We start from the raw sequence: 23,192 nt of genomic DNA, 5'->3' as shown, positions 1-23,192 counted from the left end.
GAGCTTAATTATGAACCTATTAAAGAAGCAACAAGGCCGTCATGCTGAGCGGAACGAAGTGGAATCGAAGCATCTCTTCAGTGTAACTATTCATTGATTACTGCCGCGGTAGAGGTGCTTCGACAAGCTCAGCATGACGGCCTTATTGCTTTCCAAACCATCTCGCGGCCTACCTTACCCTGCCGCCCGCACGGTGCGCTGCTCGATGCGCTTTTCGTAGTGCTGGCCCTGGAAAATGCGCTGCACGAAGATGCCCGGCGTGTGAATCTGGTTGGGGTCGAGGGCCCCGGCGGGCACTAGCTCTTCTACTTCGGCCACCGTGATTTTGCCGGCCGTGGCCATCATCGGGTTGAAGTTGCGGGCCGTGCCTTTGTAGATGAGGTTGCCGGCGGTGTCGCCTTTCCAGGCTTTCACGAAGGCAAAATCGGCCGTCAGGCCGGTTTCGAGCAGGTACATTTTGGTGCCAAATTCCCGGCTTTCCTTGCCCTCGCCCACCTCCGTACCGTAGCCCGCCGGCGTGTAGAAGGCCGGGATGCCCGCCCCGCCGGCGCGGATGCGCTCGGCCAGGGTGCCCTGCGGCACCAGGTCCACTGCCAGCTCGCCGCTCAGTAGCTGGCGCTCAAACTCAGCGTTTTCGCCCACGTAGCTGGCAATCATCTTGCGCACCTGCCGCGTTTGCAGCAGCCGTCCAATGCCAAAATCGTCGACGCCGGCGTTGTTGCTGATGCAGGTCAAGTCCTTCACGCCCAGGCGTAAAATCTCCTGGATGGAATTCTCGGGGATGCCGCACAGGCCGAAGCCGCCCAGCATCAGGGTCATGCCGTCGGCCAGGCCCTGGAGGGCGGACTGGGGGCCCGCAACTACTTTATTAATCATGGGCGGGCGGAAGCGGAAGAACGGGTAGGAGTGGCAGAACGGGTGGGGGTAGCGGAACGAACGGGCGCCGGCGCGGGCGCTACCGCAACGGGCGGCACGTAATTAAGTGGCAAAAATTCACCTATTTTCTCGAATCCCCAGTACTCGCCGGCCGACACGTCGAACGGGTTCATCAGCGAGCCGTTGGACTGGATTTCCGCCTCCTGCCCTTGCAGCCGCAGCCGCGACACCTGCCGCAGGGCGGGGTAGGGCTTGCTGGTGGCCCCCAGTGGCGACATGGGCCGGCCGTATTTGGGGTCGGGGGCCTCGCCGAAGTGGGCCACTTGCAGCTCGCCCGTGAAGCGCAAATACACGTGCTGGCGGTCAGCCGATACCCGGCGGATGCTGTCGATGGGCCGCGCCTCGGGGTATACCGTGGCCGTGACCGGGGCCGCCCGGTTCCACTTGGTCAGCGAGTCCTTTTCGGCCTTGCTGAACGGGCCGTTGGGCCGCTGGGTGAGCATGGTGCGGCGCAGGCTATCCGTCAGATCGAAGCGGTTGTTCACCACCACGCGCACTTGCTGGGTGAGGAAGCCTTCGGCCGCCACGCGGTTGTCGTACACGCTTTTCAGGAAGTGGTTGAATGAGCCGTTGTAGGCCGCGGCGCGGTTGGCGGCCCACTGGCGCTGCTGGCGCTCGTCGCGCGGCGTCATTTCCTCAAACACGGGCTCGCCGTAGAAGCTCAGCGAACCGTCCTCGTCGTTGCTGCTGAAGCGCAGGCCGTAGTACTTCACGTGGTAACCCAGGGCGTCGTTGTCAATCTGCACAAACTTGCGCGAGCGGGCCGTCAGGTCCTTGGTCGAGTCGTCGTAGCTCACGATGACGTCCTTGGGATTCACAATGTGGGACTGGTCCGAAAACGCGGTGCGGCCCAGGAACTGGTCCGTAAATTTCTGGTAATCCTTCGGGTCGTTGGGCGTCGACTCCACCACCACTTCGGCCAACTGGTTGCCGGTTGCGGCCAGCGCCAGCGTAATCTGCTGCGGGGCGCTGGTAACGGTTATCACCTGCTTGGCCAAGCGGTAGCCCACGTACGAGCCCACCACGCTGTAGGTACCCGTCGGCACTTTGGCAAACTCGAACCGGCCCAGTTCATTGGTGGTGACGCCCAGCGTGGTGTTGGCGAGAAACACGCTCGAAAACGCCAGCGGCTCGTGCGTCACCGAGTCCTGCACCACGCCGCTGAGCTTGCCCTGGGCCTGGGCCGCGCCCAGGGTCCCCAGGCAAAAGCAGCTAAGTAGTAATAACCGCAAAATATTCATCGTCAAAAAATAGGGGATAGATAAAGGAAGGTAACAACTACGCCAGCGCCGCCCGCGTGGCCTCGGCATCCAGCGCTAGCTGGGCCTTGAGGGCGTCGAGGCCGTTGTACTTCTCCTCGCCGCGCAGCCAGGCAACGAATTCCAGCGTCAGTAATTGCCCGTAGAGGTCGCCGCCGAAATCCAGTAAGTTCACCTCGATGGTTTGGGCCAGCCCCGCCCCGATGGTGGGCCGCACCCCGATGCTGAGCATGCCCCGATGCCGGGTGCCGGCCGCCGTGGTGGCCCACACCGCATAAATGCCCTGGGCCGGCACCAGCTTCAAGGGTTCCTCCACGTGCAGGTTGGCCGTGGGGTAGCCGATGGTGCGGCCCAGCTGCTGGCCCGTCACCACGCGGCCGGTCACGGGGTAGTCGTAGCCCAGGTAGCGGGTGGCGGTGGCCACGTCGTGCCCACGCAGCGCCGCCCGGATGCGGGTGCTGCTCACGCCCACCGCGTCGATGTCGGCCCGCGGAATTTCCTCCACGTCGAAGCCGTAGCGGGCCGCGTGCTGGCTGAGGTAGTCGAAGCCGCCCTCACGGTTTTTGCCAAACCGGTGGTCGTAGCCAATTACCAGGTGCCGGGCCCCCACGGTGTCCAGCAGCAGGCGCTGGATGTACTCCTCCGATGTCCACTGCGCGAACTCACGAGTGAAGGGTACAATCAGCAGGTAATCGACGCCGAACGCCGCCAGCCGCGCAATGCGCTCCTCTAAGGTGTTGAGCAGCTGCAACTCCAGCAGCTCGGGGTGCGAGGGCGGGGGCCCCAGCACCAGGCGCGGGTGCGGCCAGTAAGTGATGACCACCGCCGGCCCGCCCGCCGCGTCGGCCGCTTCGCGCAGCCGCGCCAGAATGCGCTGGTGCCCGCGGTGCACCCCGTCGAAGGTGCCGCTCGTGACGACGGCATTTTGCAAGCGGGGAAAGTCGGCAGGGTCGCGGATAACGAGCATAGGAACCAGGCGGCGTGGTAGCGAAGCTGCAAAATTCGCCCGCAATCGGCAATGCGCCGCGTTTTTTTACGAAGGCGCTACTCGGTCCCTTCGGCCGGGGCCCCGGCGGCTTGCTGGGCGGCGTAAAAATCGAGGCCGGCGCGGGCCGGGCGGGGGCCCCCGCGGCGGGGGCGCGCCTCGCCAGTGGGGCCCTCGGGGCGGGGCGGGGCCAGGGCCTGCACATCGGCCAGCGTCAGGGCGTCCTCCACCCGAAACGCGCCGATGCGGGTGCGCCGCAGCGCCGTGAGGTGGGCCCCCGCGCTTAGGGCCGCGCCTAAGTCGCGGGCCAGGCTGCGGATGTAGGTGCCTTTGGAGCACACCACCCGGAAATCGACCTCGGGCAACGCGATGCGCGTCAGCTCAAACGCCTTGACAGTGACGGTTTTGGCCTTTATTTCGGCTTCCTGGCCCTTGCGGGCCAGCTCGTAGGCGCGCTTGCCGTCAAGTTTCACGGCTGAGTACAGCGGCGGCGTCTGCTGGATTTCGCCCACGAACTGCGCGGCGGCGGCCCGGATGTCTGCCTCGGTGAGGTGGGCGTAGGGCCCCTCGGCGTCCACGGCGGTTTCGAGGTCGAAGCTGGGCGTGGTTTGGCCGAGGCGGAAGGTGCCGGTGTACTCCTTTTCCTGGGCCTGAATCTGGTCGATTTCCTTGGTTTTCTTGCCCGTGCAAAGGATGAGCAGGCCAGTGGCCAGGGGGTCGAGGGTGCCGGCGTGGCCGACTTTGCGGATCCGCAGCGCGTTTTTCAGCTTGCGCACGCCATCGAACGACGACCAGGTGAGGGGTTTGTCGAAAAGCAGGATTTCGCCCGCGTCGAAGTCAAAATCAGCCAACTTTTTCACGATCAAACCAGTTGCAAGTTCACGCCCAGGCCGATGAGCAGCAGCAGCAGCCCGCCCACGATGATGCGGTAGATGCCAAAGGCGCGGAAGCCGTACTTCGCCACGAAGCCCACAAACAGCCGGATGGCCAGCAGCGCCACCACGAAGGCCACCACGTTGCCCAGCACCAACAGCTTGATTTCCTGGCCCGAAAAGAGGTGGTTGAGGCTGACGCCGTGGGTTTTGGCTTCCTTATAAAAGTCATACAAATCCTTGGCCGCCGCCGCCGCCATGGTGGGCATGGCCAGGAAAAAGGCAAACTCGGCCGCCGCCCGGCGCGTCAGCTTCTGGGTGAGGCCCCCGATGATGGTGGCTGCCGAGCGGCTCACGCCCGGCACCACGGCCAGGCACTGAAACAGGCCAATGACGAAGGCCTCCTTCCAGCTCGGGTTGGTGACGGGGTGGCCGCCCTTCTGCGAATCTTCCTGCGGAAACCACTTGTCCACGAACAGCAGCACCACGCCGCCGAGCAGCAGCATGGCCCCCACCGTGGTCACGGATTCGAGCAGCGCGTCGATGTGTTTTTTCAGCAGCAGCCCCACGACCACGATGGGCAAAAAGGCCACCAACAGCTTGAGGTAGAAGTCGATGCTCTGGAAAAACCGCTTCCAGTACACCACCAGCACCGACAGGATGGCCCCCAGCTGAATGACCACCAGGTAGAGCTTGGCAAACGGCGTCATCTGAATGCCCAGCAGGGCCGAGGCGATGATCATGTGCCCGGTGCTGGACACGGGCAGAAACTCGGTGATGCCCTCCACGATGGCGAGGAGCAGGGCGTGCCAGTAAGTCATTGTGCAGTAATCAATTGGCAAATATCGGAACGTAATAACCCAGCGAGTAGGGCCCCGGAACGACTGCCGTTGCCGGGCAACCCAGGGCCTACCGAACCAGGATTAGAGGCGCTTGTAGGTGGGCCTGGCGGTAGGGGCGGGGCTAGGCGCGGGAGCTACCGGGGCCCCAGCCGGAGCCGTGGGGCTGAGGGTGAAAGCCGTGGGCGCGGGCGGGGCATCGCCGCGGCTCACCACGGCCGAGTCGTCGCGCACCAAAATAGCGGCAAACTCCACCAAAAAGCCGGCGATGAGCAGCAGGGGCCCCAGGGTGATGCCCAGGAAGTCTTCGCCGTAGTTTTCCTTGTCGCCGAACATCATCGTGACAAAGCCTACGGCGAGGATAACCAGGCCGATGCCCATGAGGCGGTAGTTGCGGGGGCCGAAAGCAAATCGTTGCATAAGAGCGGGTTAGTACAGGTCGTCGAGCGACCCTTTGAGGTATTTATTAACGGCCCAGTAGGCGCTGAAAAAGCCGATGACCACCCCCAGCGCCACCACGGCCAGCAGCAGGGCCCCGACGAGTACGTCGTCGCGCAGCTGGCGCAGCGGCACCACTTCGAGGTAGGCGTATTGCAGCAGCGCCACCAGCGCCAGCGCCGCCAGCCCGCCGCTGGCAAAGCCTTGCCAGGTGGCGCGCCGCAGGAAGGGGCCCCGGATAAAGAACCGCGTGGCGCCCACCAGTTGCATGGAACGGATGAGAAAGCGCTGCGAAAAAATGGCCAACTTGATGGTGTTGTTGATCAGCACCACCACGGCCCCCACCAGCACCGCCGCAAAGCCTAAAAGCACCAGACTGATGCGCGTGAGGTTGGCGTTGATGCTGGCGAACAAGTCGCGTGGGTACTGCACCTCGAACACGCCGCGCTGGCCCCGTAGGCCGCGCTGGAGCTGCCCTAGGTGCAGCGTATCGGTGTAGTCGGGCTGGATTTTGAGGGCGTAGGCGTCGCGCAGCGGGTTGTCGTCGAGGAACTGGCGGAAGTCTTCGCCCGTGCTTTGCAGCAGTTGCCGGGCCCCATCTTCCTTGCTGATGAAGCGGATGGCGGGGCGGCCGCTCTGCTCAGCCACGCCGGGCTGGTGGCCCAGGTCCTGCTGCAAGCGCAGCAGCTCAGTTTCGGGCAGGTTGCGCTCCAGGTACACCTGCACCTCCAGGTTTTCGCGCACGGCCTCGCTCAGTTTGTGGGCGTGCAGCAGCAGCAGGCCAAACAGGCCCACTACCACCAGGGCCAGCGTGATGCTGAACACCACTAGAAACGTAGGGTAGGAGCCGAGCTTTTTCTTCTGAACGGGGGGCATGGGCCGCAAAGGTAGCCCTGCGGTCAGTTATCAGTTAGCAGTTAATATTAACAAGATGGCCGGCGCGCAATCATTGGGCCGTCATGCTGAGCGCAGCCGAAGCATCTCTCCCACGTTCTAACCATGATTTATTGCCGCGGGAGAGATGCTTCGGCTGCGCTCAACATAACGGCCCGGGAATTCACTGTTAATTGCCCTTACAGCGTGGTGCGGGGGTCGTTTTCCACGCTCAGCACTTGCTTGCTTTCGCGGGCACGCTGGGTGTTGCGTTCGCTGGCCCGCGGGTTTTTGCGACTGAACAGCTCCCCGAACGAGTCGAACTGCTCGGTGTGGAGCAGCGAGAGGCCGGCGCGGGGCTGGTTGATGGTTTCCAGGTCGCGGGGCGTGGTTTCGTACCGCAGCTTGGCCCGGAACTTCCCGTCGGGCCGCAGGTAGTATTCCAGGCTGAGGTCGCCGAGCAGCGAGGCCTGGCCCGACGAGTTGGCTAGCGTGCTGCCGGTGTTGCCCGGCGTGGCCAGGCCGGCGTTGCTCGTGAAGCCGCCCTCGCGCGTCACGCGCAAGCGGCCCCCCAGCAGCGAGTAGCTCAGGCGCACTTGCAGGGCCTGAAGCTGATCGGCGGTGAGGCCGTTGATGTTGAAGTCGATTTCCAGGTTCTGGTCAATCTGCGAGGTCAGCAGCCCGAGCTGGGTGCTCAAAATCTGGCCCAGCGAGTTCTGCACCGTATTGTCCTGCCCCCGGATGGAAAGCTGCGTAAACGCGCCCACCGGCGCCAGCTGCTTGAATACCAACAGGCTGAATACCTGCCGGTTCAACTCCTGCTCGTCGTTGCGCAGCGACGTGGTGAAGGAGGCCAGGTCGCCCTGCAAGGTGCCCGGCGCGTCGTTGAACTCCAGCCCCAGCTTGATGGCCGGCAGCAGCAGGGGCCCCGTCAGGTTCATCACGGCTGTGACGGGCACCACGGCGGCGGCGTTCGAGCCCGCGCCCAGCACGGGGGCCAGCGAGGTGCGCTGGGTGTAGGTGGCCGTCACGTTCATTTCGCCGGCCAGCGGGTCGCCGTTCCAGGAAATGACGCCGCCCGGCCGCACTACAAACTCCTTGTTTACCAGGCCCTGCAAGGTGAAGTTGTAGGCCCCGCGTACAATCTCTACCTGGCCGTACATATTAAAGTCGCCGCGCGTGTCGATGTTCAGGCGCAGCTGACCGGCCGCCGAGCCGCGAATCACGTCGCCGGTGCTCTCGTCGAGCAAAATCTCCAGGTAGGCGTCCGGCGTCACGGTCAGGTTGAAGTCGAGCTTGATGCCCGACAGGTCAACTTTATCGGTGGCTGCAATCGGTATTTTCTTGGTTCGCACCGTGTCTGCTACGTTGTGGTTGACGAACTTGATGTAGCTGGCTTTCTGGGCCTTGGCGGCGTTGTCGAGGGGCAGCGAGAGGCGGGTGCCGGACTCGCTCGTGGCCCGCACCACCACTGAGAGGTCGTCGACGGGCCCCGTCACGCGGGCCGTGCCGGTGGCGTAGGCCGTGCCGAAATACAGGTCGTTGTCCTTGCGGATGGTATTCAGCACCTGCATCTTGCGGAAGTTAGCCGCAATGTTCAAGCGCATGTCCTGGAACTGGTGGTGGGTAATCACGCCGTCCACCACGCCCTGGTTGCCCAGCGGGTCGCGCAGCTTAATGTTGTGGAACGAGATGTCGCTCAGCGTGAAGCTGATGCGGTCGGCAAAGGTGTACGTAGTGCCCAGGTAGCCGAAGGTGAAGCGGCCGTTGCTCACGTCCACGGCGCCCACCAGGTTGGGGGCCGCAAACTTGCCCGTGAGCCAGAGCGTGCCGCGCCCGGTGCCGCCTAAGTCGCGCATCAGCGAGCCCAGGAAGGGCTGGGCCAGCACCACTGGTGCGTCGTTCAGCGTGCCGGTGAGGTTGAGCTGCTGCTCGGCGCTGCCCGGGGCTAAGTAGCCGCCCACCGTCAGCACCGACTGCCCGGCGCGGGCCACGTCCAGGTCCACGCCCAGGCGGCTGAGGCGGTCGTCCCAGGCCCCCGTGCCCTTTACCTGCCCAATCAGTGTGCCCTGGTAGGTAAGCGTGTCCACAGTTAGGCTGGTGCTCAGGGCCAGGGGCCCGTACACGCTGCGCACCGTACCCGTGGCGTTGAGTCGGCCCCCCAGCTTTTGCCCGGTAGCCAAGCCGTTGAGGGTGGCCAGCTGGAAGTCGCGGATGGTGAGCTGCAAAGGCGGCTTGCTGGCATCGGATGAGATGAAGCCTTGGGCCCCAATGAATTGAGCGCCGTTGCTTAGCGTCAGGTTCTTAACATCGAAGGCCCGGCCGTAGTCCGAAATCCGCACCGAGTTATCGGCCGCAATGGTCCACTCCTTGTCTAGGATGTGCACGCCCGACTGCCGGAATACCACTTCCACCGCCCGCGGCAAAAAGGCCAGTGAGCCATTGATGGCCGCCCGGTTGGTGGTATTGGTCTGGGCTAATGAGGTCGAAAAGTTGATTTTCTGCTGGTCCCACACGCCTTCCAGCACGAAGCCGTTGGTGGGCCCCAGCGTGGGCAGCTCCTGCCGGGCCGACGTGACGCTGGCCTGGGCCAATACCTCGGGCCGGTACGGCAGCTTGGAAGTAGTGAAATCCAGGTTGTTGTCCACCGTGAACACGGGACCGTAGCGCAGGCTGTCGAGGTGGCCCCCAAACTGGAAAATCGACGTCTCGCCACTGCGGAACGAGCCGTCGAACCGGCTGCCGTTGGCCACTGCCAACTCGGGCACGAACAGCTGAATTAGCGGGTTGGCGCGCTTGAGCTGTAGTAGAAAGTCGACCTCGTAGGTGGCCAGCGGGCGCTGGCGCTTGCGCTGGTAGTAGGCCGCCGTGGCCGCGGGATTGCTCTCAAAATTAAAGCGGTATTCGGTCACCAGCGTTTGAATGTCCTGCACCACGGCCGCGGTGCTGAACGTGCCAGACGCGCTGGCGTTCAGCGCCTCCGAGCGAATGTTCACGCGCCGCTCGTTGCGGCGGGTGCGGGTGCTCACCACGTCCAGCGTGTCCAGGGCTAGGCGGCGGCCGTTGAGAGTGAAGCGTGAGTGGCGCAGGTAGGCGTGGCCCAGCAGCGAGTCGAGCTGCACGCCCCGGAACTGCACGTCGGCGGTGGTGGCCACCACCAGCGGCGTGCCCAGCAAGCCCAGGGCCCCCAGGTTGGCGCGCGCAATTTTGGCCCGCAGGCTGACGTCCTGGTGGGCGCGGTCGAGGTCAATGCGTCCGTCGGCCGTCAGGCGCAGGTTGGGGTCGTTGGCGGCGAGGTGGCCGGCAAAAGCGCGCTCGTGGAAGTCGCCGTTCAGCGCCAGGTTGCGGTAGCGGTAGCCGTTCAGCCACACGCGGGCCACCGTGGCCTGGGCGTGGCCCCGGGCAATGGGCGGCGCAAAGCCCACGCCGGTCACCTGCCCGTCCACGGTCACGTCCCGAATCACGTCCTGGTTGCCGATGAACTTGCCCAACTGGAAATCCGTCGAGCGCACGTGGCCCGAGTAGGCAGCGTGCGAAAAGTCGGTTTTGGTCTTCAGGTTCAAGTCGGTAGCCACCCGGCCCAGGGCCGTGTTAAAGGAAGCATCAGCCACAAAGTCGTTGTAAAAGCCCAAAAACTGCCCGTTGAGCTGCACCCGGCCCAGGCGCTGCACCAGCGTGTTGGCGTCCTTGGGCAGCCATTTGGCCAGGTCGCTGGCCAGCACCTGCGAGGGCAGCAGGCGCAAATCGAGGAAGCTTTCCTTATAGCGGGGGAGGTTGGTGGCGGCAGCGCGGCGGGCCACCAAGTGGGTGCCGCGGCCGTAGCGCACGTCGAGGTTGGCAATTTTGAAGTCGCGCACGTAGCCCGTGGCGTCGCCCGACATGATGATGGACTCGTTGAGCGTGGCCAGGGCGGGGGCAAACTTGGCGATGTCGCTCGAAAAAACCTGGGCCCCGTGCAGCCGCGTGGTCACCTTCATCGAGTCGTTGAAGTCCGCAAAATTGCCAAACACCCGGTAGTCAAACCGCAAATAATCCGAGAGTTGGCTGCGGCCCACGGCCAGCCTTAGCCCGTCGAACTGCCAAAAATGGGGCCCGTAGCGCATCAGCGCGGTCAGCTCGCGCAAGTGGGTTTGGGACGGGGTTTCCACGGCGCGCAAGCCCCTGATTTGCATGGCCAGCGTGTCGCCCAGCCGTACCTGCGAGATGTCGGCGTAAATGCTGTCGACCTGCATGTGGGCGTAGTCCACGCTGCGGCCGTAGTGGGGCTGGCGGGGCTCGTCGGCCTTATCGAGGATGAACTGGCCGTTGTGCAGGCCGATGGCGGCAATCTGAAAATCAAATGGCGCCGACTTGGTGCTGTCGCTGGGCCCCGTGAGCCGGCGCACGGCGGAGATAAATTGACTGAGCGTGGTGGTGTCGGGCTGGCCGGGCAGGTTGCGCAATGCAAAGCGCGGCTCGTTGAGCACCAGCTGGCCCACGTGCAGGTGGCGCGGGTTGAAGACCGAAAACAGGGCAATGTCGGCATCGGCCTCGCCGATGCTGAACAGCTCCGAGCCGCGGCGGTCCAGCACCCGCACGCCCTCCAGCACCACCCGCGAAAACGGCCTGATGTCGACCCGCCCGATTTCCACCCGCTGGCCCAGCCGCTCGCTGAGGACGGCCGTGACCCGCCGCGCCACCCGCGTTTGCACCGAGGGCACGCGCAGCGCCAGCAGGGCCCCCAGCAGCAGCAGCACGGCCAGGCCCACGAGGCCCAGCAGCAGCTTCAAAACGAGGGAAAGGACGCGACGCACCGGAGAATTAAGCGAATGAATGGGGCCTGAGGAACGGACAAAGTTGTAGCTTTTTGGCGGCTTGCCCACCGGCCTTGGCCGGCAAACGGCGGCCGGGGGCCCTGGGTTCGGCCGCTGGGCCCGAACTTTGTGGGCGCGGTGGTGCCGAGCCCGGGCCCAAACAAAAACCGTGCAACCCGCCCGCGCCGCCTTTTGCCTATGTCCGATTTTCCCCGCATCCTGGCCCTCGAATCTTCTTGCGACGACACCGGCGCGGCCGTGCTGGCCGGCGGCCGCCTGCTGAGCAACGTGGTGGCCACCCAAAAAGTACACGAGCAGTACGGCGGCGTGGTGCCCGAGCTGGCCTCGCGCGCCCACCAGCAACACCTGCTGCCCGTCGTCACGGCTGCTCTGCGCGAGGCGGGCCTCACCAAAAATGACCTCGACGCCGTGGCCGTGACGCAGGGCCCCGGGCTGCTGGGCTCGCTGCTGGTGGGCGGCATGTTTGCCAAAACCCTGGCCCTGGCCCTGGGCAAGCCGCTCATCATGGTGAACCACATGCGGGCCCACATCCTGGCGCATTTCCTGGGCGACCCCGTGCCCACGTTCCCGTTTCTGTGCCTCACCGTGAGCGGCGGGCACACGCAGCTGGTGGTGGTGCGCTCGGCGCCGGACATGGAAGTCATCGGCCAAACCATCGACGACGCGGCCGGGGAGGCCTTCGACAAAACCGCCAAGCTGCTCGGCCTGCCGTACCCCGGGGGCCCCCACCTCGACCGCCTGGCGCAGCAGGGCGACCCGCGCCGCTTCACCTTTCCGGTGGGCACCATGGCGGGCTACGACTTCAGCTTCAGCGGCTTGAAAACGGCGGTGCTGTACTTTCTGAAAAAGGAAACGGCCCGCAACCCCGACTTCGTGGCTGAAAACCTGGCCGACCTCTGCGCTGGCATCCAGCACACGGTGGTGGCCACGCTGCTGCGCCAGCTGCGCCGCGCCGCGGCCGACACCGGCCTCACGCAAGTGGCCCTGGCCGGCGGCGTGGCCGCCAACTCGGGCCTGCGCGCGGCCCTGCACGCCGAGGCGGCGGCGCAGGGCTGGCAGGTATTCATTCCGGCGCTGGCCTTTTGCACCGACAACGCCGCTATGGTGGCCCAGGCGGCGCACTTCCAGTTCCTGGCCGGCGATTTTGCCACCCAGCTCGCCAGCCCCGACCCGCGCCTGAAATTGCGCTAACCCGCCGCGGGCCGGGCCGTGGGGCCCCCGGCCGCGTATACTGGTCCCGACGAGCCGGGGCCCCCGGCTCCCTCTATTATGAAAGACAAAACTCCCGCCCCCGTCAACATCAAAAACCGCCGCGCCAGCCACGAATATTCCTTCCTGGCCAAGTACGACGCGGGCGTGATGCTGCAAGGCACCGAAATCAAGAGCATCCGCGACGGCAACGTGAACCTCCAGGACGGCTACTGCCTGTTCCACACCGATGGCAGCCTCTGGATTCACTCGCTGCGCATCGCGCCCTACGCCCTCGGCACCTACAACAACCACGAGCCCCTGCGCGAGCGCAAGCTGTTGCTCAACAAGCGCGAGCTGAAGCAGCTGGCCGGCAAAAGCCAGGACCAGGGCCTCACCATCATCCCCCTGCGCCTGTTCGTGACGGACCGCGGCTTCGCCAAAATCGAAATTGCCCTTGCCCAGGGCAAGAAGCTCTACGACAAGCGCAACGACCTAAAGGAGAAGGCCCAAAAGCGCGACATGGAGCGCCTGTAGAAATGTGCAAGAAGTGAGAATGTGTTGAATGTGGAAATGAATTAGTTGGTCGCAAGACACCGCTACCACCGTTTTCGACCTCTTCTCTCGTTGTTTTAAATTTGCCCATTCCTTTGCCGCTGCCCCGAACACATTTCCACATCTTCACATTTTACATTAAGTTTTGACCCCCGGCATTTGCGCGTTGAGCGCCGTTCCCGTCCGCGCCGAGCCCACCGACAAGGCCGAGCAAACCACCCAATTACTGTTCGGCGAGTGCTACACCGTGCGGCAAAGCCAGGGCAAGTGGCACCAGGTAGAAGTGGCCGCCGACGGCTACGTGGGCTGGATTGACCACCTCCAGCACACGCCCGTCACGCCCGCCTACTTCGCCGCCTGGCAGGCCCAGGACCACCCCCGGGTGCTCGACGTGGTGCAAACCGTGAGCGACGAGGCCACCCGCATCCCCGTGGTACTGGGCAGCCGCCTGCCGTTTTTCGACGGCATGACGTTGCAGCTGGGCGATAAGTCGCTGTTCTTCAACGGTGCCGCCACCAACCCCGGGGCCCCCGCCGATGCAGTGCGCCAGGTGCAGCTGCTGCGCAAAATCGGCCAGCTCTACCTCAAGGCGCCCTACCTGTGGGGCGGCAAAAGCGTGTTTGGCGTCGATTGCTCGGGGCTCATGCAGCAGCTCTACGGCCTGGTGGGCGTGCAGCTGCGGCGCGATGCCTGCCAGCAAATCGAGCACGGCCACACCGTCGATTTCGTGACCCAGGCCGAGCCCGGCGACCTCGCCTTTTTCGACAACGCCGAGGGCCGCATCGTGCACGTGGGCATGGTGCTCGACGAGGGCCTCATCCTGCACGCCTCGGGCGAGGTGCGCCTCGACCCGCTCGACCACAACGGCATCTACAGCCGCCGCCGGCAGGTGTACTCGCACAAGCTGCGCCTCATCAAGCGCCTGCTGGGCACGTAAAACGGGCCCCGGGGCCCCTGAACTTACCCGCTGGCCACCTTGTTTATCCGCGCAGAAACCCTTAGCTTTCGGCGGGTTATCGGAGCCCGCTAGCGTGTATGGACCAAAAAGTATTAGTGCTGAATGGCGACTATACCGCCATCACCCTGTGTAGCGTGCAGAAGGCTTTTGTGCTGCTCTTCCTCGACAAGGCCGAGATGATTGCCAAGTCCGACGGGACGCTGCGCACCATCTCCCAGGCCTACCCCAAGCCGAGCATCATCCGCCTGCAACGCTACGTGCGCGTGCCCTACAAAGGCATTGCCCTGAGCCGCCACAACCTCTTCAAGCGCGACCACTTTGAGTGCCAGTACTGCGGCTCGACCAAAACGCTGACGCTCGACCACGTCATCCCGCGCTCGCGCGGCGGCGATTCGAGCTGGACGAACCTGCTCACCGCCTGCGCCCGCTGCAACCACGCCAAGGGCCACCGCACGCCCGCCGAGGCCGGCCTCACCATCCGCCAGCAGCCCAAGAAGCCTACCCTCACGGGTTTCCTTAAGCTCTCAGCCGGCACCATCGACCAAACCTGGCACGCCTACCTGAACTGACGCCGGAACCCCCGGCTACGTTTTTTGGCAACCGAGAGGCTTTTTGGGTTAATAAAACCGTCATGCTGAGCCTGTCGAAGCATCTCTCCCGCTGATTAATCAACCACTGCTGCGGGAGAGATGCTTCGACTGCGCTCAGCATGACGGCCTAAAATGTTTTTGGGTTGATTCAAACAACCTAAAACCGACCGGCCGCCGGGCCCCGCCGCAGAGTGGGGGCCCGGCGGCCGTTTCTTTGGCCCCATGAAAAGATTCTGCCGGCTACTTCTGGTCCCCGCGGCGCTCGGTGCGCTGCTGACTGCCTGCCATTCCGACTCCAAACCAGCCGCCGTGGCCACCCCGCCGGCCGCCCCCGGGGCCCCGGCCGCCGCGCCGCTGGCCAGCGCCGGCGGCTCGCCCGGCGCAGCGTACCAAATCTACCGCGGCCGGCTGCCCGGGGCCCCCGACAGCCTCACGCTGCACCTGCTCACCACGGCCCGGCTAGTTAGTGCCGCCGCGCAAAGCGTTTTTGCCACCTACGCCGGCGCCGACGGCCACCCGTACCGGCTCGTCGGCCGCCGCACCGCCGACCCCGACAGCCTCGTGCTGGAAGACATCAGCCCCGAGAAGCAGGCCGCCGGCAGCAGCCAGGGCCCCCTGTGGCGCCTGCGCCGGCAAGGCGCCGCGCTGGTGGGCACCTACCGGGGCCAGCCGCTACGCCTGCGCGAAGCCCGCCCCGCCGGGGCCCTGGCCGTTCGTGCAAACCTTCGCCGACTCCATCGAGGCGTTTCCCGGCAAGAAAAAATCGCCCTGGGGCCAAATCGAGTTCCAGGCCGCGGTGCCCACCGATGGCCCGAAGGCGCTTACCGACAACGTATTGCGCCAGCTGAACGACGACAGTCTGCCCGGCCGCCCCGTGCGGCCGCTCGTCCAAATCTGGGCCCGCCAGCGCCAGCAGTTTGAGGCCAGCTACCGCCAGGCCGCCACCGACAGCCGCTCCGACGCGCCCGCCGACACGGCCGCGCCCTATGGCTATGGCCTGCGCTACCAGCAGCAAGCCGCCACCTACGTGCTCTGGTACCAGGCGCCGCTGCTCAGCCTGGGCTACTTCACCTACGATTTCAGCGGCGGGGCCCACGGCAACTACGGCACCCGCACCGTCAGCTACGACACGCGCACCGGCCAGCCGCTCACGTTCGCCGCCGTGTTCCGGCCCGACGCCCGGCCCCGCCTGGGGGCCCTGCTGGAGGCCGCCGCGCGCCACACGCTGCGCATCCCCGCCGGCCAGCCGCTCGAAGGGCCCCTGCTGGTCAAGAAGATCCCCGTCACCACCAATTTCTACCTTACCAGCGGCGGCGCCATGTTCACCTACGGGCCCTACGAAATTGCCTCTTACGCCCAGGGCGAAATCAGCTTATTCGTGCCGATGGCCGATTTGCAGCCCCTGCTGCTGCATCCCAACCTGGCCAGCTAGGGCCCCCGCGCCCCGCAAAAAAGAGGGCCCCGGCCGGAATATTTCCGGCCGGGGCCCTCTTTTATTTTAGCAACAGATCGGGCCTAACTCGCGGCGCCGACGAACTCCAGCAAGTCCGCGTTGAAGCGGTCCTTGGCCGTGACAATGAGGCCGTGGGGCTCGCCGTCGTAGGTGAGAAGCTTGGCCCCGGTCACCAGCTTCACGGCACGCTCGGCGCTATTTTCCAGCGGCACGGTTTTGTCCGCGTCGCCGTGGATGAATAGCGTGGGCACCTTTATGGTGGGCAAATCCTGACGGAAATCGGTGGCGCTAAAGGCTTTCACGCACTCGGTGGTGGCCCGGGGCGTGCCCTGCAGCGCAATGCTGGTGTTCCAGGCCAGGGTGGGCTGGCTCACGGGGTGGCTCAGGGTACTCACGCCGAAGAACGGCTTCACAAAGTCGGCCAGGAAACCCGGGCGGTCTTTACCAATGCCCTCAATCATGCCGTCAAACGTCGACTTATCCACGCCGTCGGGGTTGTCGTCGGTTTTCAACAGGTATGGCGTTACGGCGCTCACGAACACCACTTTGCTCACGCGGGCCCCGTTGTGGCGGCTCATGTAGCGGGCCACTTCGCCGCCGCCCATCGAGAAGCCCACCAGCGTCACGTTCTGCAGGTCGAGCTGGTCGAGCACAGCCTTCAGGTCGTCGGCCATCGTGTCGTAATTGTAGCCGTCCCACGGCTTGCTGCTTTTGCCGAAGCCGCGGCGGTCGTAGGCAACCACGCGCACGCCATGCAGGGGCAGCTCGGCCAACTGGTATTCCCACGACTGCAAGTCGAGGGGCCAGCCGTGAATCAGCACCACGGGGTTGCCCTGGCCGTAGTCCACGTAGTTAAGTTCAACTGGTTTGCCGGTAGCGTCGTTGCCTGCTTTGATAAATTCCATTATTAGAAGAGGGTTGAATGAGAATGAATGCCTTCTCTTACGGCAATTTGCGCTCCCCAGGTTGTCACGCCAGCGTTGAGATTGTGGCCGGGGCTACGGGCATGGGGCAGGTTGCCGCCAGGGGGCAACCCGCTGCAAATCGTGCGATTATATAGAATAGTTGCCAGCAAAATTCCATACCTTTGCGCCCCCGCCAGGGTGGCGGCCTTGTGTGCTGGCGGTAATCGCCACGGCAAGTGCATCAAACACAACGCGTAACGGCCCGGGCCCCGGCTGGTGCGTGTACCTAGGGGCCCACACCATTTAGTATGGCAGAAGTAATCGACGATTTCGATTGGGACAACGTTGGAGCCACGGGCTTCGGCGGCAACTACTCGGCCGACCAGCGCGCCGAGATGGAGAAAATGTACGGCGACACGCTGACGACCGTACAGGAAGAAGAAGTAGTGAAGGGCACCGTGGTGGGCATTACCGACCGCGACGTGATCCTGAACATCGGCTTTAAGTCGGACGGCCTCGTGTCGCTCACCGAATTTCGCGACCTGCCCGACCTGAAAATCGGCGACGAGGTAGAGGTCTTCATCGAAGACCAGGAAGACGTGAACGGCCAGCTCATCCTGAGCCGCAAAAAAGCCAAAATTAAGCAGGCCTGGAAGGCCATCTACAACGCCCTCGAGTTGGATACCATCCTCGAAGGTGTGGTGAAGCGCCGCACCAAAGGCGGCCTCATCATGGAGCTCGACGGCGTGGAAGCATTCCTGCCCGGCTCGCAAATCGACGTGAAGCCCATCCGCGACTTCGACATCTACGTCGGCCGCCGCATGGAAGTGAAGGTGGTGAAAATCAACTCCGCGTTCGACAACGTGGTTGTCTCGCACAAGGTGCTCATCGAGAAAGACCTCGAGAAGCAGCGCGAAGCCATCCTGAACAACCTGGAGAAAGGCCAGATCCTGGAAGGCAACATCAAGAACATGACCAACTTCGGCGTGTTCATCGACCTGGGCGGCGTCGACGGCCTGCTGCACATCACCGACATCTCGTGGGGCCGCATCGCGCACCCGAGCGAAGTGTTGCAGTTGGACCAGAAACTGAACATCGTGGTGTTGGACTTCGACGAAGCCAAGAAGCGCATTTCGCTGGGCTTGAAGCAGCTGACTCCTCACCCGTGGGATTCGCTGCCGGCCGACTTGCAGCCCGGCTCGAAAGTGAAGGGCCGCATCGTGAACGTGGCCGACTACGGCGCGTTCATGGAAGTGGTGCCCGGCGTGGAAGGCCTCATCCACGTGTCGGAAATGAGCTGGAGCCAGCACCTGCGCAACCCGCAGGACTTCATCAAGCAGGGCGACGTGGTGGAAGCGCAGATTCTGACGCTCGACCGCGAAGACCGCAAGATGAGCCTCGGCATCAAGCAACTGACCGAAGACCCGTGGAACCGCGGCGATTTCGGTGGCAAGTACGCCGTGGGTACCAAGCACAACGGCTTGGTGCGCAACCTCACCAACTTCGGCCTCTTCGTGGAGCTGGAGGAGGGCGTGGACGGCCTCGTGCACGTGTCGGACCTGTCGTGGACCAAGAAAATCAAGCACCCTTCGGAGTTCGTGAAGGTGGGCGACCGCCTCGACGTGGTGGTGCTGGAGCTGGACTTGGGCGCTCGTCGCCTGGCCCTGGGCCACAAGCAGCTGGAGGAAAACCCCTGGGATACGTTCCAGACGGTGTTCACCCCCAGCTCGGTGCACCGCGCCACCATCACCGAGAAATCGGAGCGTGGCGCTGTGCTGGAGCTGCCCTACGGCATCGAAGGCTTCGCTTACCCGAAAGGCTTGGTGAAGGAGGACGGTAGCAACGCCGAGAACGGCGAAGCCCTGGACTTCCGCGTGACCGAATTCTCCAAAGACGACCGCCGCATTGTCCTCTCGCACACCGCGGTGTACAACCAGGCCGTAGCCGCCGAGGACGACAGCCGCAACGCCAAGTTCAAGAAGAAGCCGGGTACCAACGCTAAAGGCGAAGCCCAAGGCGAAGGCAAAATGAGCGACCTGAAGAAGCCGGCCGACGAGAAATCGACCCTCGGCGACCTCGACGCCCTGAGCGCCCTGCGCGACCAGATGGCAGGTGCTGAACGCAAAGCCGGCGAGCAGAAGCTGGCCGCTGCCAACACCAAGCGCGCCACCGAGCCCGCCGTAGCTGACGAGACTTCGGTAGCAGCCGAGGAGGCCCTCGAAGTGCCTCAGGCCGGCCCCGACAACGCGCAGGCGTTGGAAGACTCGGCAGCTGCTGAGTAAAACGGTTTGCGCCTGATTCGTCAGGCGTGCGTTAGAGAAAAGCCCCGATACACTTTGTATCGGGGCTTTTTTTCGTGCCGGCCCTTGCCTAGCCCGATCAAGCTGCGTACCTTTGCGCTCCCGAAAGCCCTACTGGTGACGTGACCGAGCGGCTAGGTAGAGGTCTGCAAAACCTCCTACGGCGGTTCGAATCCGCCCGTCACCTCTTAATTTTTGCACAAAAAAGCCCCGCTTGCCATTTGGCCGGCGGGGCTTTTTTGTGCCCGCTGGGGCCCCGGACATGGTTCTGAACCAGGTTGTGCCTACATTTCGTGGCTGAGCTAAAATTGTGCAGCCCCGCGCCCCGCGCATGCCCCTACGTCGTTAACTCATCCCGTTGATATGAAGATTGTTGACCTGCGCACGATGCGTGGCCCGAGCTACTGGTCGGTGAAGCATTATAAGCTCATCGTGGCCAAAGTTGATTTGCAAGAGTTTGCCGGGCAATTGTCGAGCGCAGTAGCAGGCCTGTCCGAACGGTTGGTGGCCCTGCTGCCCAATATTGGGCAAGCCCAGCAGCCGGCGGGCCTAAGCGGTGCCAGCGGCCGCCACACCGCCAAGCACCCCCCCCTGACGCCGGAGCGCCTCACCGATGGCGAGCCCCTGGGCCACGTCATCCAGCACGTGGCGCTGGAGTTGCAGCGCCTGGCGGCCATGCCCGTGTTCTGGGGCAAGTCGTATCCGGCGCGCGAAGACGGCGTGGAGTACGTGGTGTTTGCCTACCAGGAAGAACGCGCTGGCCGCGCCGCCGCCGAAGCCGCGGTGGACGTGGTCGGGGCCCTGTGCCGGGGCCAGGAGGTAGACCTAAAGCCGATCATTGCCAATCTGCACGAAATCCGGGAGGAGGAATTCTTCGGGCCCAGCACCTACAGCATTGTGGCCGAAGCGGCTTCGCGCAACATTCCGTACATCCAGCTCAAGAACACGTCTATTATTCAGCTTGGCTACGGCGTGAACCAGCGCCGCATCTGGGCCACTACCACCAGCCTCACTTCGCACGCTGGGGTGGAGGTGGCGGGCAATAAGAACCGCACCAAGGCCATGCTCGAAGACTCGGGCGTGCCGGTGCCCCGCGGCACCACCGTGTATTCGGAAAACGGGCTGCGTGACGCCATCGAAGAGTTGGGCTTCCCCATCGTGACTAAGCCGCTCGACGGCAACCACGGCAAGGGCGCCACCATCCGCATTATGAACTGGGAGGACGCCGCCGCGGGCCTCAAGGCCGCGCAGGCCTACTCGCGGGCCGTCATTGTGGAGCAGTTCATCGAGGGCTTTGACTTCCGCCTGCTGGTGGTGAACGGCCGGCTCATTGCCGCCGCCAAGCGCACCCCGGCCGCCGTGAAGGGCGACGGTACCAGTACTATCCAGCAGCTGATTGACAAGGTGAACGCAGATCCGCGCCGCGGCGTGGGCCATGAAAAAACCCTCACCAGCATCAAGGCCGACGCCCACACGCTGGCCCTGCTGGCCAAGCAGGGGAGGGCCCTGGATACGGTGCTGCCCGCCGGCGAAGTGCAGTTCCTGAAAAGCACGGCCAACATCAGCACCGGCGGCACGGCCTCCGACGTGACTGACCAGATCCACCCCTACAACCTGCTGCTGGCCGAGCGCGTGGCCGGCATCGTCGGGCTCGACATCTGTGGCATCGATTTGATGGCCACCGACATCGCCGTGCCGCTTAACGAGAGCCGCGGGGCCGTGATTGAGGTGAACGCCGCCCCGGGCTTCCGCATGCACATCGACCCCACCGAGGGCCTGCCGCGCAACGTGGCGGCCCCCGTGGTGGACATGCTGTTTCCGCCCGGTAGCACCGCCCGCATTCCCATCATCGCCATTGCGGGCACCAACGGCAAGACTACGACCACGCGCCTCATCGCGCACTTGGTGGCCAGCATCGGCTACAAAGTGGGTTTCACCACCACCGATGGCATCTACATCCAGGGCGTGCAGCTGCAAAAGGGCGACTGCACCGGGGCCCAAAGTGCCGAGTTTGTCCTGCGTGACCCCACCGTGAACTACGCGGTGCTTGAAACTGCCCGCGGCGGCATGCTGCGCTCGGGCCTGGGCTTCCACACCTGCGACATTGCCGTGGTGACCAACGTGGCGGCCGACCACCTGGGCCTGCGCGACATCTACACCGTGGAGGAAATGGCGGCGGTGAAGGGCGTGGTGCCCCGCACGGTGCGCAAAAACGGCTGGGCCGTGCTCAACGCTGACGACGACCTGGTGTACGGCATGGCCCGCACCCTGGAGTGCCAGGTGGCCTTATTCAGTATGAACGAGCACAATCCGCGCATTCGGGAGCACGTGGAGGCCGGCGGCGTGGCGGCAGTGTACGAGGAAGGCTACGTCACGATTTACCGCAACAGCTACAAGCTGCGCATCGACCGGGCCGCCGAGTTTCCGGTGACGTTTGGGGGCCGGGCAGGCTTCAACATTGAGAACAGCCTGGCGGCGGCCCTGGCCGCTCACTTGGCCGGCTTCAGCCAGGATACCATCAAGACGGCGCTGCGCACCTTTGTGCCATCGGCCACCAAGACGCCGGGGCGCATGAACGTCTACAAATTCCCCAAGTTTGAGGCCATCGTCGACTATGCCCACAACACGGCCGGCATCACCAAATTTGCTGAATTCATGGACGCCACTACGGCCACCCGCAAAATCGGCGTGGTGAGCGGCCTCGGCGACCGCCGCGACGAGGACACGCTGGGCTTTGCGCGCATCGCGGGCCGCATTTTCGACGAGGTAATTTTGCGCCAGGACAGCGACCTGCGCGGCAAGTCGGCCGAGTTTCTGCGCGAAATCATGGCCCGCGGCTTGCGCCTCGATAAACCCGACTTGCCCATCACCTACATCGAGAACGAGCTAGATGCCATCGACTACGTGCTGGCTAATGCGCCGGAAGGGTCCGTGGTCACGCTGTTTACCGAGAACATCACGGCTACAATAGCCAAGCTGGATGCTTACGAGAAGAGTGTCTGAACCACGGATTATGCAGATTTAACCAATAAGAACGGAGTGTAATAGCCCGCGAATATCAAGTGAAGGGTAGGCTTGGGGCCCTATCCCAAAGCAGTTGCAATCGCAAGCCCTATAGAAAAGGCCACTCAGCGAGTGGCCTTTTCTGTAGCAGATAAGAAGCTGTTGGAATCCGTTCTTATCCGTTAAATCCACTTAATCTGCGGTCCTACTTCAAAGTGAAGGTGGTTTTGCCCATCAGGGCCCCGCCTTCGTACAGCTCCACGGTGTGCACGCCTTTTTTGTATTCGGCGCCTTTGGCGTAGGTGAATACCACGGGCTGGCGGGTGTTGTCGTACACCACGTCCTGCTTCTGGGTGTAGAACGACTCCTGGCCGTCCACGGTGAAGGTGCCGCCGCCGGTGCTCAGGTTGTAGAGGGCGGCGCCGTCGGGCTCCAGAATGCGCATATACACGGCCTTACTCTCCTTCGGCGATACGTCGTTGCGGCCCAGGTTGAAGGTCACTTTCACCTTCTCCACGCGCTTAGCTTTAAACTCCTCCTTGTCGTCCATCTTCTCCTTGTTCTTGCTCGTGATGATGGCCACCTTGATATTGTCGGCCTGCAAGCGTGAGGCCACCGTCACCTTGTCCGACAGGTCGCGGTTGGTTTTGGCGATGGTGCTGATGGTGTCCGTCAGCTTGTTCTGACGCTCCTTCAGGGTCGTGGTTTCGGTGTAAAGCGTTTCGTTGTCCTGCTTAAGCTGGGCAATTTCTTCGTCGCGCTTTTTCAACTGGCCTTCCAGGTTCACGGCGCGCTGCTTGTACTGCTTCTGCATGGCCAGCGTGAAGCTGCCGGCCTTGAAGGAGCGTAGCCGCAGCAAGTCGGCGTTTACACCGGCAATGCGCGATTGCAGCGAGTCATTGCTTTGGCCCAGTTTCTGCAGCTCCTGGCTCTGGCGCTCAAAATCGGCCTTAATCGTTTCGTATTCTTTGATCTGCTCCGCCAACTTGGTGTCCTTCGCCTGCACATCGGTCGTGAGCTGCTCGTTCTTGGTTTGCTCTTGGCTGCGCAGGTACAACAGCACGCCGTTGATGCCCAGCAGCACCAACACGAGGGCTACCCAGAGGTAAACGCGGCTGTTGTTTTTGCGAGGTTCGAGGTTGTCGTTCGGGTTCATACGGGTGGGGTTTAAGCGAAAAAAATGGTGAGCAAATGCGTGCCAACCTGAGGGGTGGCCGGCGTAAA

Annotated in this window: 18 protein-coding genes and 1 tRNA gene; 9 read left to right on the top strand and 10 right to left on the bottom strand. The window is 63.7% G+C overall.

The annotated features are described in order from the left end of the window. Positions 1-174 precede the first annotated feature (174 nt). From AXW84_RS15670 to AXW84_RS15635, 8 genes are all read right to left on the bottom strand, one after another. Positions 175-876, bottom strand: a complete 702-nt coding sequence (locus AXW84_RS15670) for a CoA transferase subunit A (RefSeq protein WP_068235199.1) — start codon at positions 874-876, stop codon at positions 175-177. Next, on the bottom strand, positions 873-2,177 hold the full coding sequence (locus tag AXW84_RS15665; protein ID WP_068235198.1) for a carboxypeptidase-like regulatory domain-containing protein: 1,305 nt from the start codon (positions 2,175-2,177) through the stop codon (positions 873-875). The genes AXW84_RS15670 and AXW84_RS15665 overlap by 4 nt, the downstream gene beginning before the upstream one ends. Before the next feature lie 37 nt (positions 2,178-2,214). Then, the gene (locus AXW84_RS15660) at positions 2,215-3,162 is read right to left on the bottom strand and encodes a bifunctional riboflavin kinase/FAD synthetase (RefSeq protein ID WP_068235196.1); all 948 of its coding nucleotides are present in this window, start codon (positions 3,160-3,162) and stop codon (positions 2,215-2,217) included. Between the two features lie 77 nt (positions 3,163-3,239). Then, positions 3,240-4,046: a tRNA pseudouridine(55) synthase TruB gene (gene truB / locus AXW84_RS15655; RefSeq protein WP_071891416.1), complete on the bottom strand. Its 807-nt coding sequence runs from the start codon at positions 4,044-4,046 to the stop codon at positions 3,240-3,242. Then, complete coding sequence (locus AXW84_RS15650) at positions 4,043-4,873, bottom strand: undecaprenyl-diphosphate phosphatase (RefSeq protein WP_068235195.1); 831 nt, start codon at positions 4,871-4,873, stop codon at positions 4,043-4,045. The genes truB and AXW84_RS15650 overlap by 4 nt, the downstream gene beginning before the upstream one ends. A 102-nt stretch (positions 4,874-4,975) precedes the next feature. Continuing rightward, a complete protein-coding gene (locus tag AXW84_RS23450) occupies positions 4,976-5,311 on the bottom strand; it encodes a DUF3098 domain-containing protein (protein WP_082773929.1) in 336 nt (111 codons plus the stop codon). Between the two features lie 9 nt (positions 5,312-5,320). Further along, positions 5,321-6,205: a cell division protein FtsX gene (locus AXW84_RS15640; protein ID WP_068235193.1), complete on the bottom strand. Its 885-nt coding sequence runs from the start codon at positions 6,203-6,205 to the stop codon at positions 5,321-5,323. A gap of 197 nt (positions 6,206-6,402) precedes the next feature. Further along, a complete protein-coding gene (locus tag AXW84_RS15635) occupies positions 6,403-10,995 on the bottom strand; it encodes a translocation/assembly module TamB domain-containing protein (protein WP_157887069.1) in 4,593 nt (1,530 codons plus the stop codon). 198 nt (positions 10,996-11,193) lie between these two features. On the opposite strand from AXW84_RS15635, the gene tsaD reads away from it, so the two are divergent. The 6 genes from tsaD to AXW84_RS25095 all read left to right on the top strand — a co-directional run bounded on the left by tsaD (position 11,194) and on the right by AXW84_RS25095 (position 15,739). Continuing rightward, a complete protein-coding gene (gene tsaD / locus AXW84_RS15630) occupies positions 11,194-12,207 on the top strand; it encodes a tRNA (adenosine(37)-N6)-threonylcarbamoyltransferase complex transferase subunit TsaD (RefSeq protein ID WP_068235190.1) in 1,014 nt (337 codons plus the stop codon). A 78-nt stretch (positions 12,208-12,285) separates the two neighbouring features. Beyond that, positions 12,286-12,741: an SsrA-binding protein SmpB gene (smpB, locus tag AXW84_RS15625; RefSeq protein ID WP_068235187.1), complete on the top strand. Its 456-nt coding sequence runs from the start codon at positions 12,286-12,288 to the stop codon at positions 12,739-12,741. A gap of 184 nt (positions 12,742-12,925) precedes the next feature. Next, on the top strand, positions 12,926-13,696 hold the full coding sequence (locus AXW84_RS15620) for a C40 family peptidase (RefSeq protein ID WP_068239524.1): 771 nt from the start codon (positions 12,926-12,928) through the stop codon (positions 13,694-13,696). Between the two features lie 98 nt (positions 13,697-13,794). Continuing rightward, positions 13,795-14,286, top strand: coding sequence for an HNH endonuclease (locus AXW84_RS15615; RefSeq protein ID WP_068235184.1), 492 nt, complete (start codon positions 13,795-13,797; stop codon positions 14,284-14,286). Positions 14,287-14,529: 243 nt separating this feature from the next. Beyond that, complete coding sequence (locus AXW84_RS26430; RefSeq protein ID WP_157887068.1) at positions 14,530-15,228, top strand: hypothetical protein; 699 nt, start codon at positions 14,530-14,532, stop codon at positions 15,226-15,228. Further along, the gene (locus tag AXW84_RS25095) at positions 15,182-15,739 is read left to right on the top strand and encodes a DUF3298 and DUF4163 domain-containing protein (protein WP_335339489.1); all 558 of its coding nucleotides are present in this window, start codon (positions 15,182-15,184) and stop codon (positions 15,737-15,739) included. The genes AXW84_RS26430 and AXW84_RS25095 overlap by 47 nt, the downstream gene beginning before the upstream one ends. 83 nt (positions 15,740-15,822) lie before the next feature. Here the strand turns inward: AXW84_RS25095 and AXW84_RS15605 are convergent, their stop codons facing one another. Beyond that, on the bottom strand, positions 15,823-16,665 hold the full coding sequence (locus AXW84_RS15605; protein WP_068235178.1) for an alpha/beta fold hydrolase: 843 nt from the start codon (positions 16,663-16,665) through the stop codon (positions 15,823-15,825). 308 nt (positions 16,666-16,973) lie between these two features. Between AXW84_RS15605 and rpsA the strand changes: the two genes are divergently transcribed. The 3 genes from rpsA (at position 16,974) to cphA (ending at position 21,968) form a co-directional block, all read left to right on the top strand. Then, the gene (rpsA, locus tag AXW84_RS15600) at positions 16,974-18,947 is read left to right on the top strand and encodes a 30S ribosomal protein S1 (protein WP_068235177.1); all 1,974 of its coding nucleotides are present in this window, start codon (positions 16,974-16,976) and stop codon (positions 18,945-18,947) included. Between the two features lie 134 nt (positions 18,948-19,081). Continuing rightward, positions 19,082-19,152 (top strand) — tRNA-Cys (locus AXW84_RS15595). Positions 19,153-19,328: 176 nt separating this feature from the next. Continuing rightward, on the top strand, positions 19,329-21,968 hold the full coding sequence (gene cphA / locus AXW84_RS15590; RefSeq protein ID WP_068235175.1) for a cyanophycin synthetase: 2,640 nt from the start codon (positions 19,329-19,331) through the stop codon (positions 21,966-21,968). A 205-nt stretch (positions 21,969-22,173) separates the two neighbouring features. On the opposite strand, the gene AXW84_RS15585 is transcribed toward cphA, so the two are convergent. Beyond that, positions 22,174-23,124 carry a hypothetical protein gene (locus AXW84_RS15585; RefSeq protein ID WP_068235173.1) on the bottom strand — a complete coding sequence of 317 codons (951 nt, stop codon included), beginning with the start codon at positions 23,122-23,124 and terminating at the stop codon, positions 22,174-22,176. Positions 23,125-23,192 lie beyond the last annotated feature (68 nt).

The sequence above is a fragment of the Hymenobacter sp. PAMC 26628 genome, from assembly GCF_001562275.1.
In the GTDB taxonomy this organism is placed as follows: Bacteria; Bacteroidota; Bacteroidia; order Cytophagales; family Hymenobacteraceae; genus Hymenobacter.
This window is presented reverse-complemented; position numbering and strand designations above follow the sequence as displayed.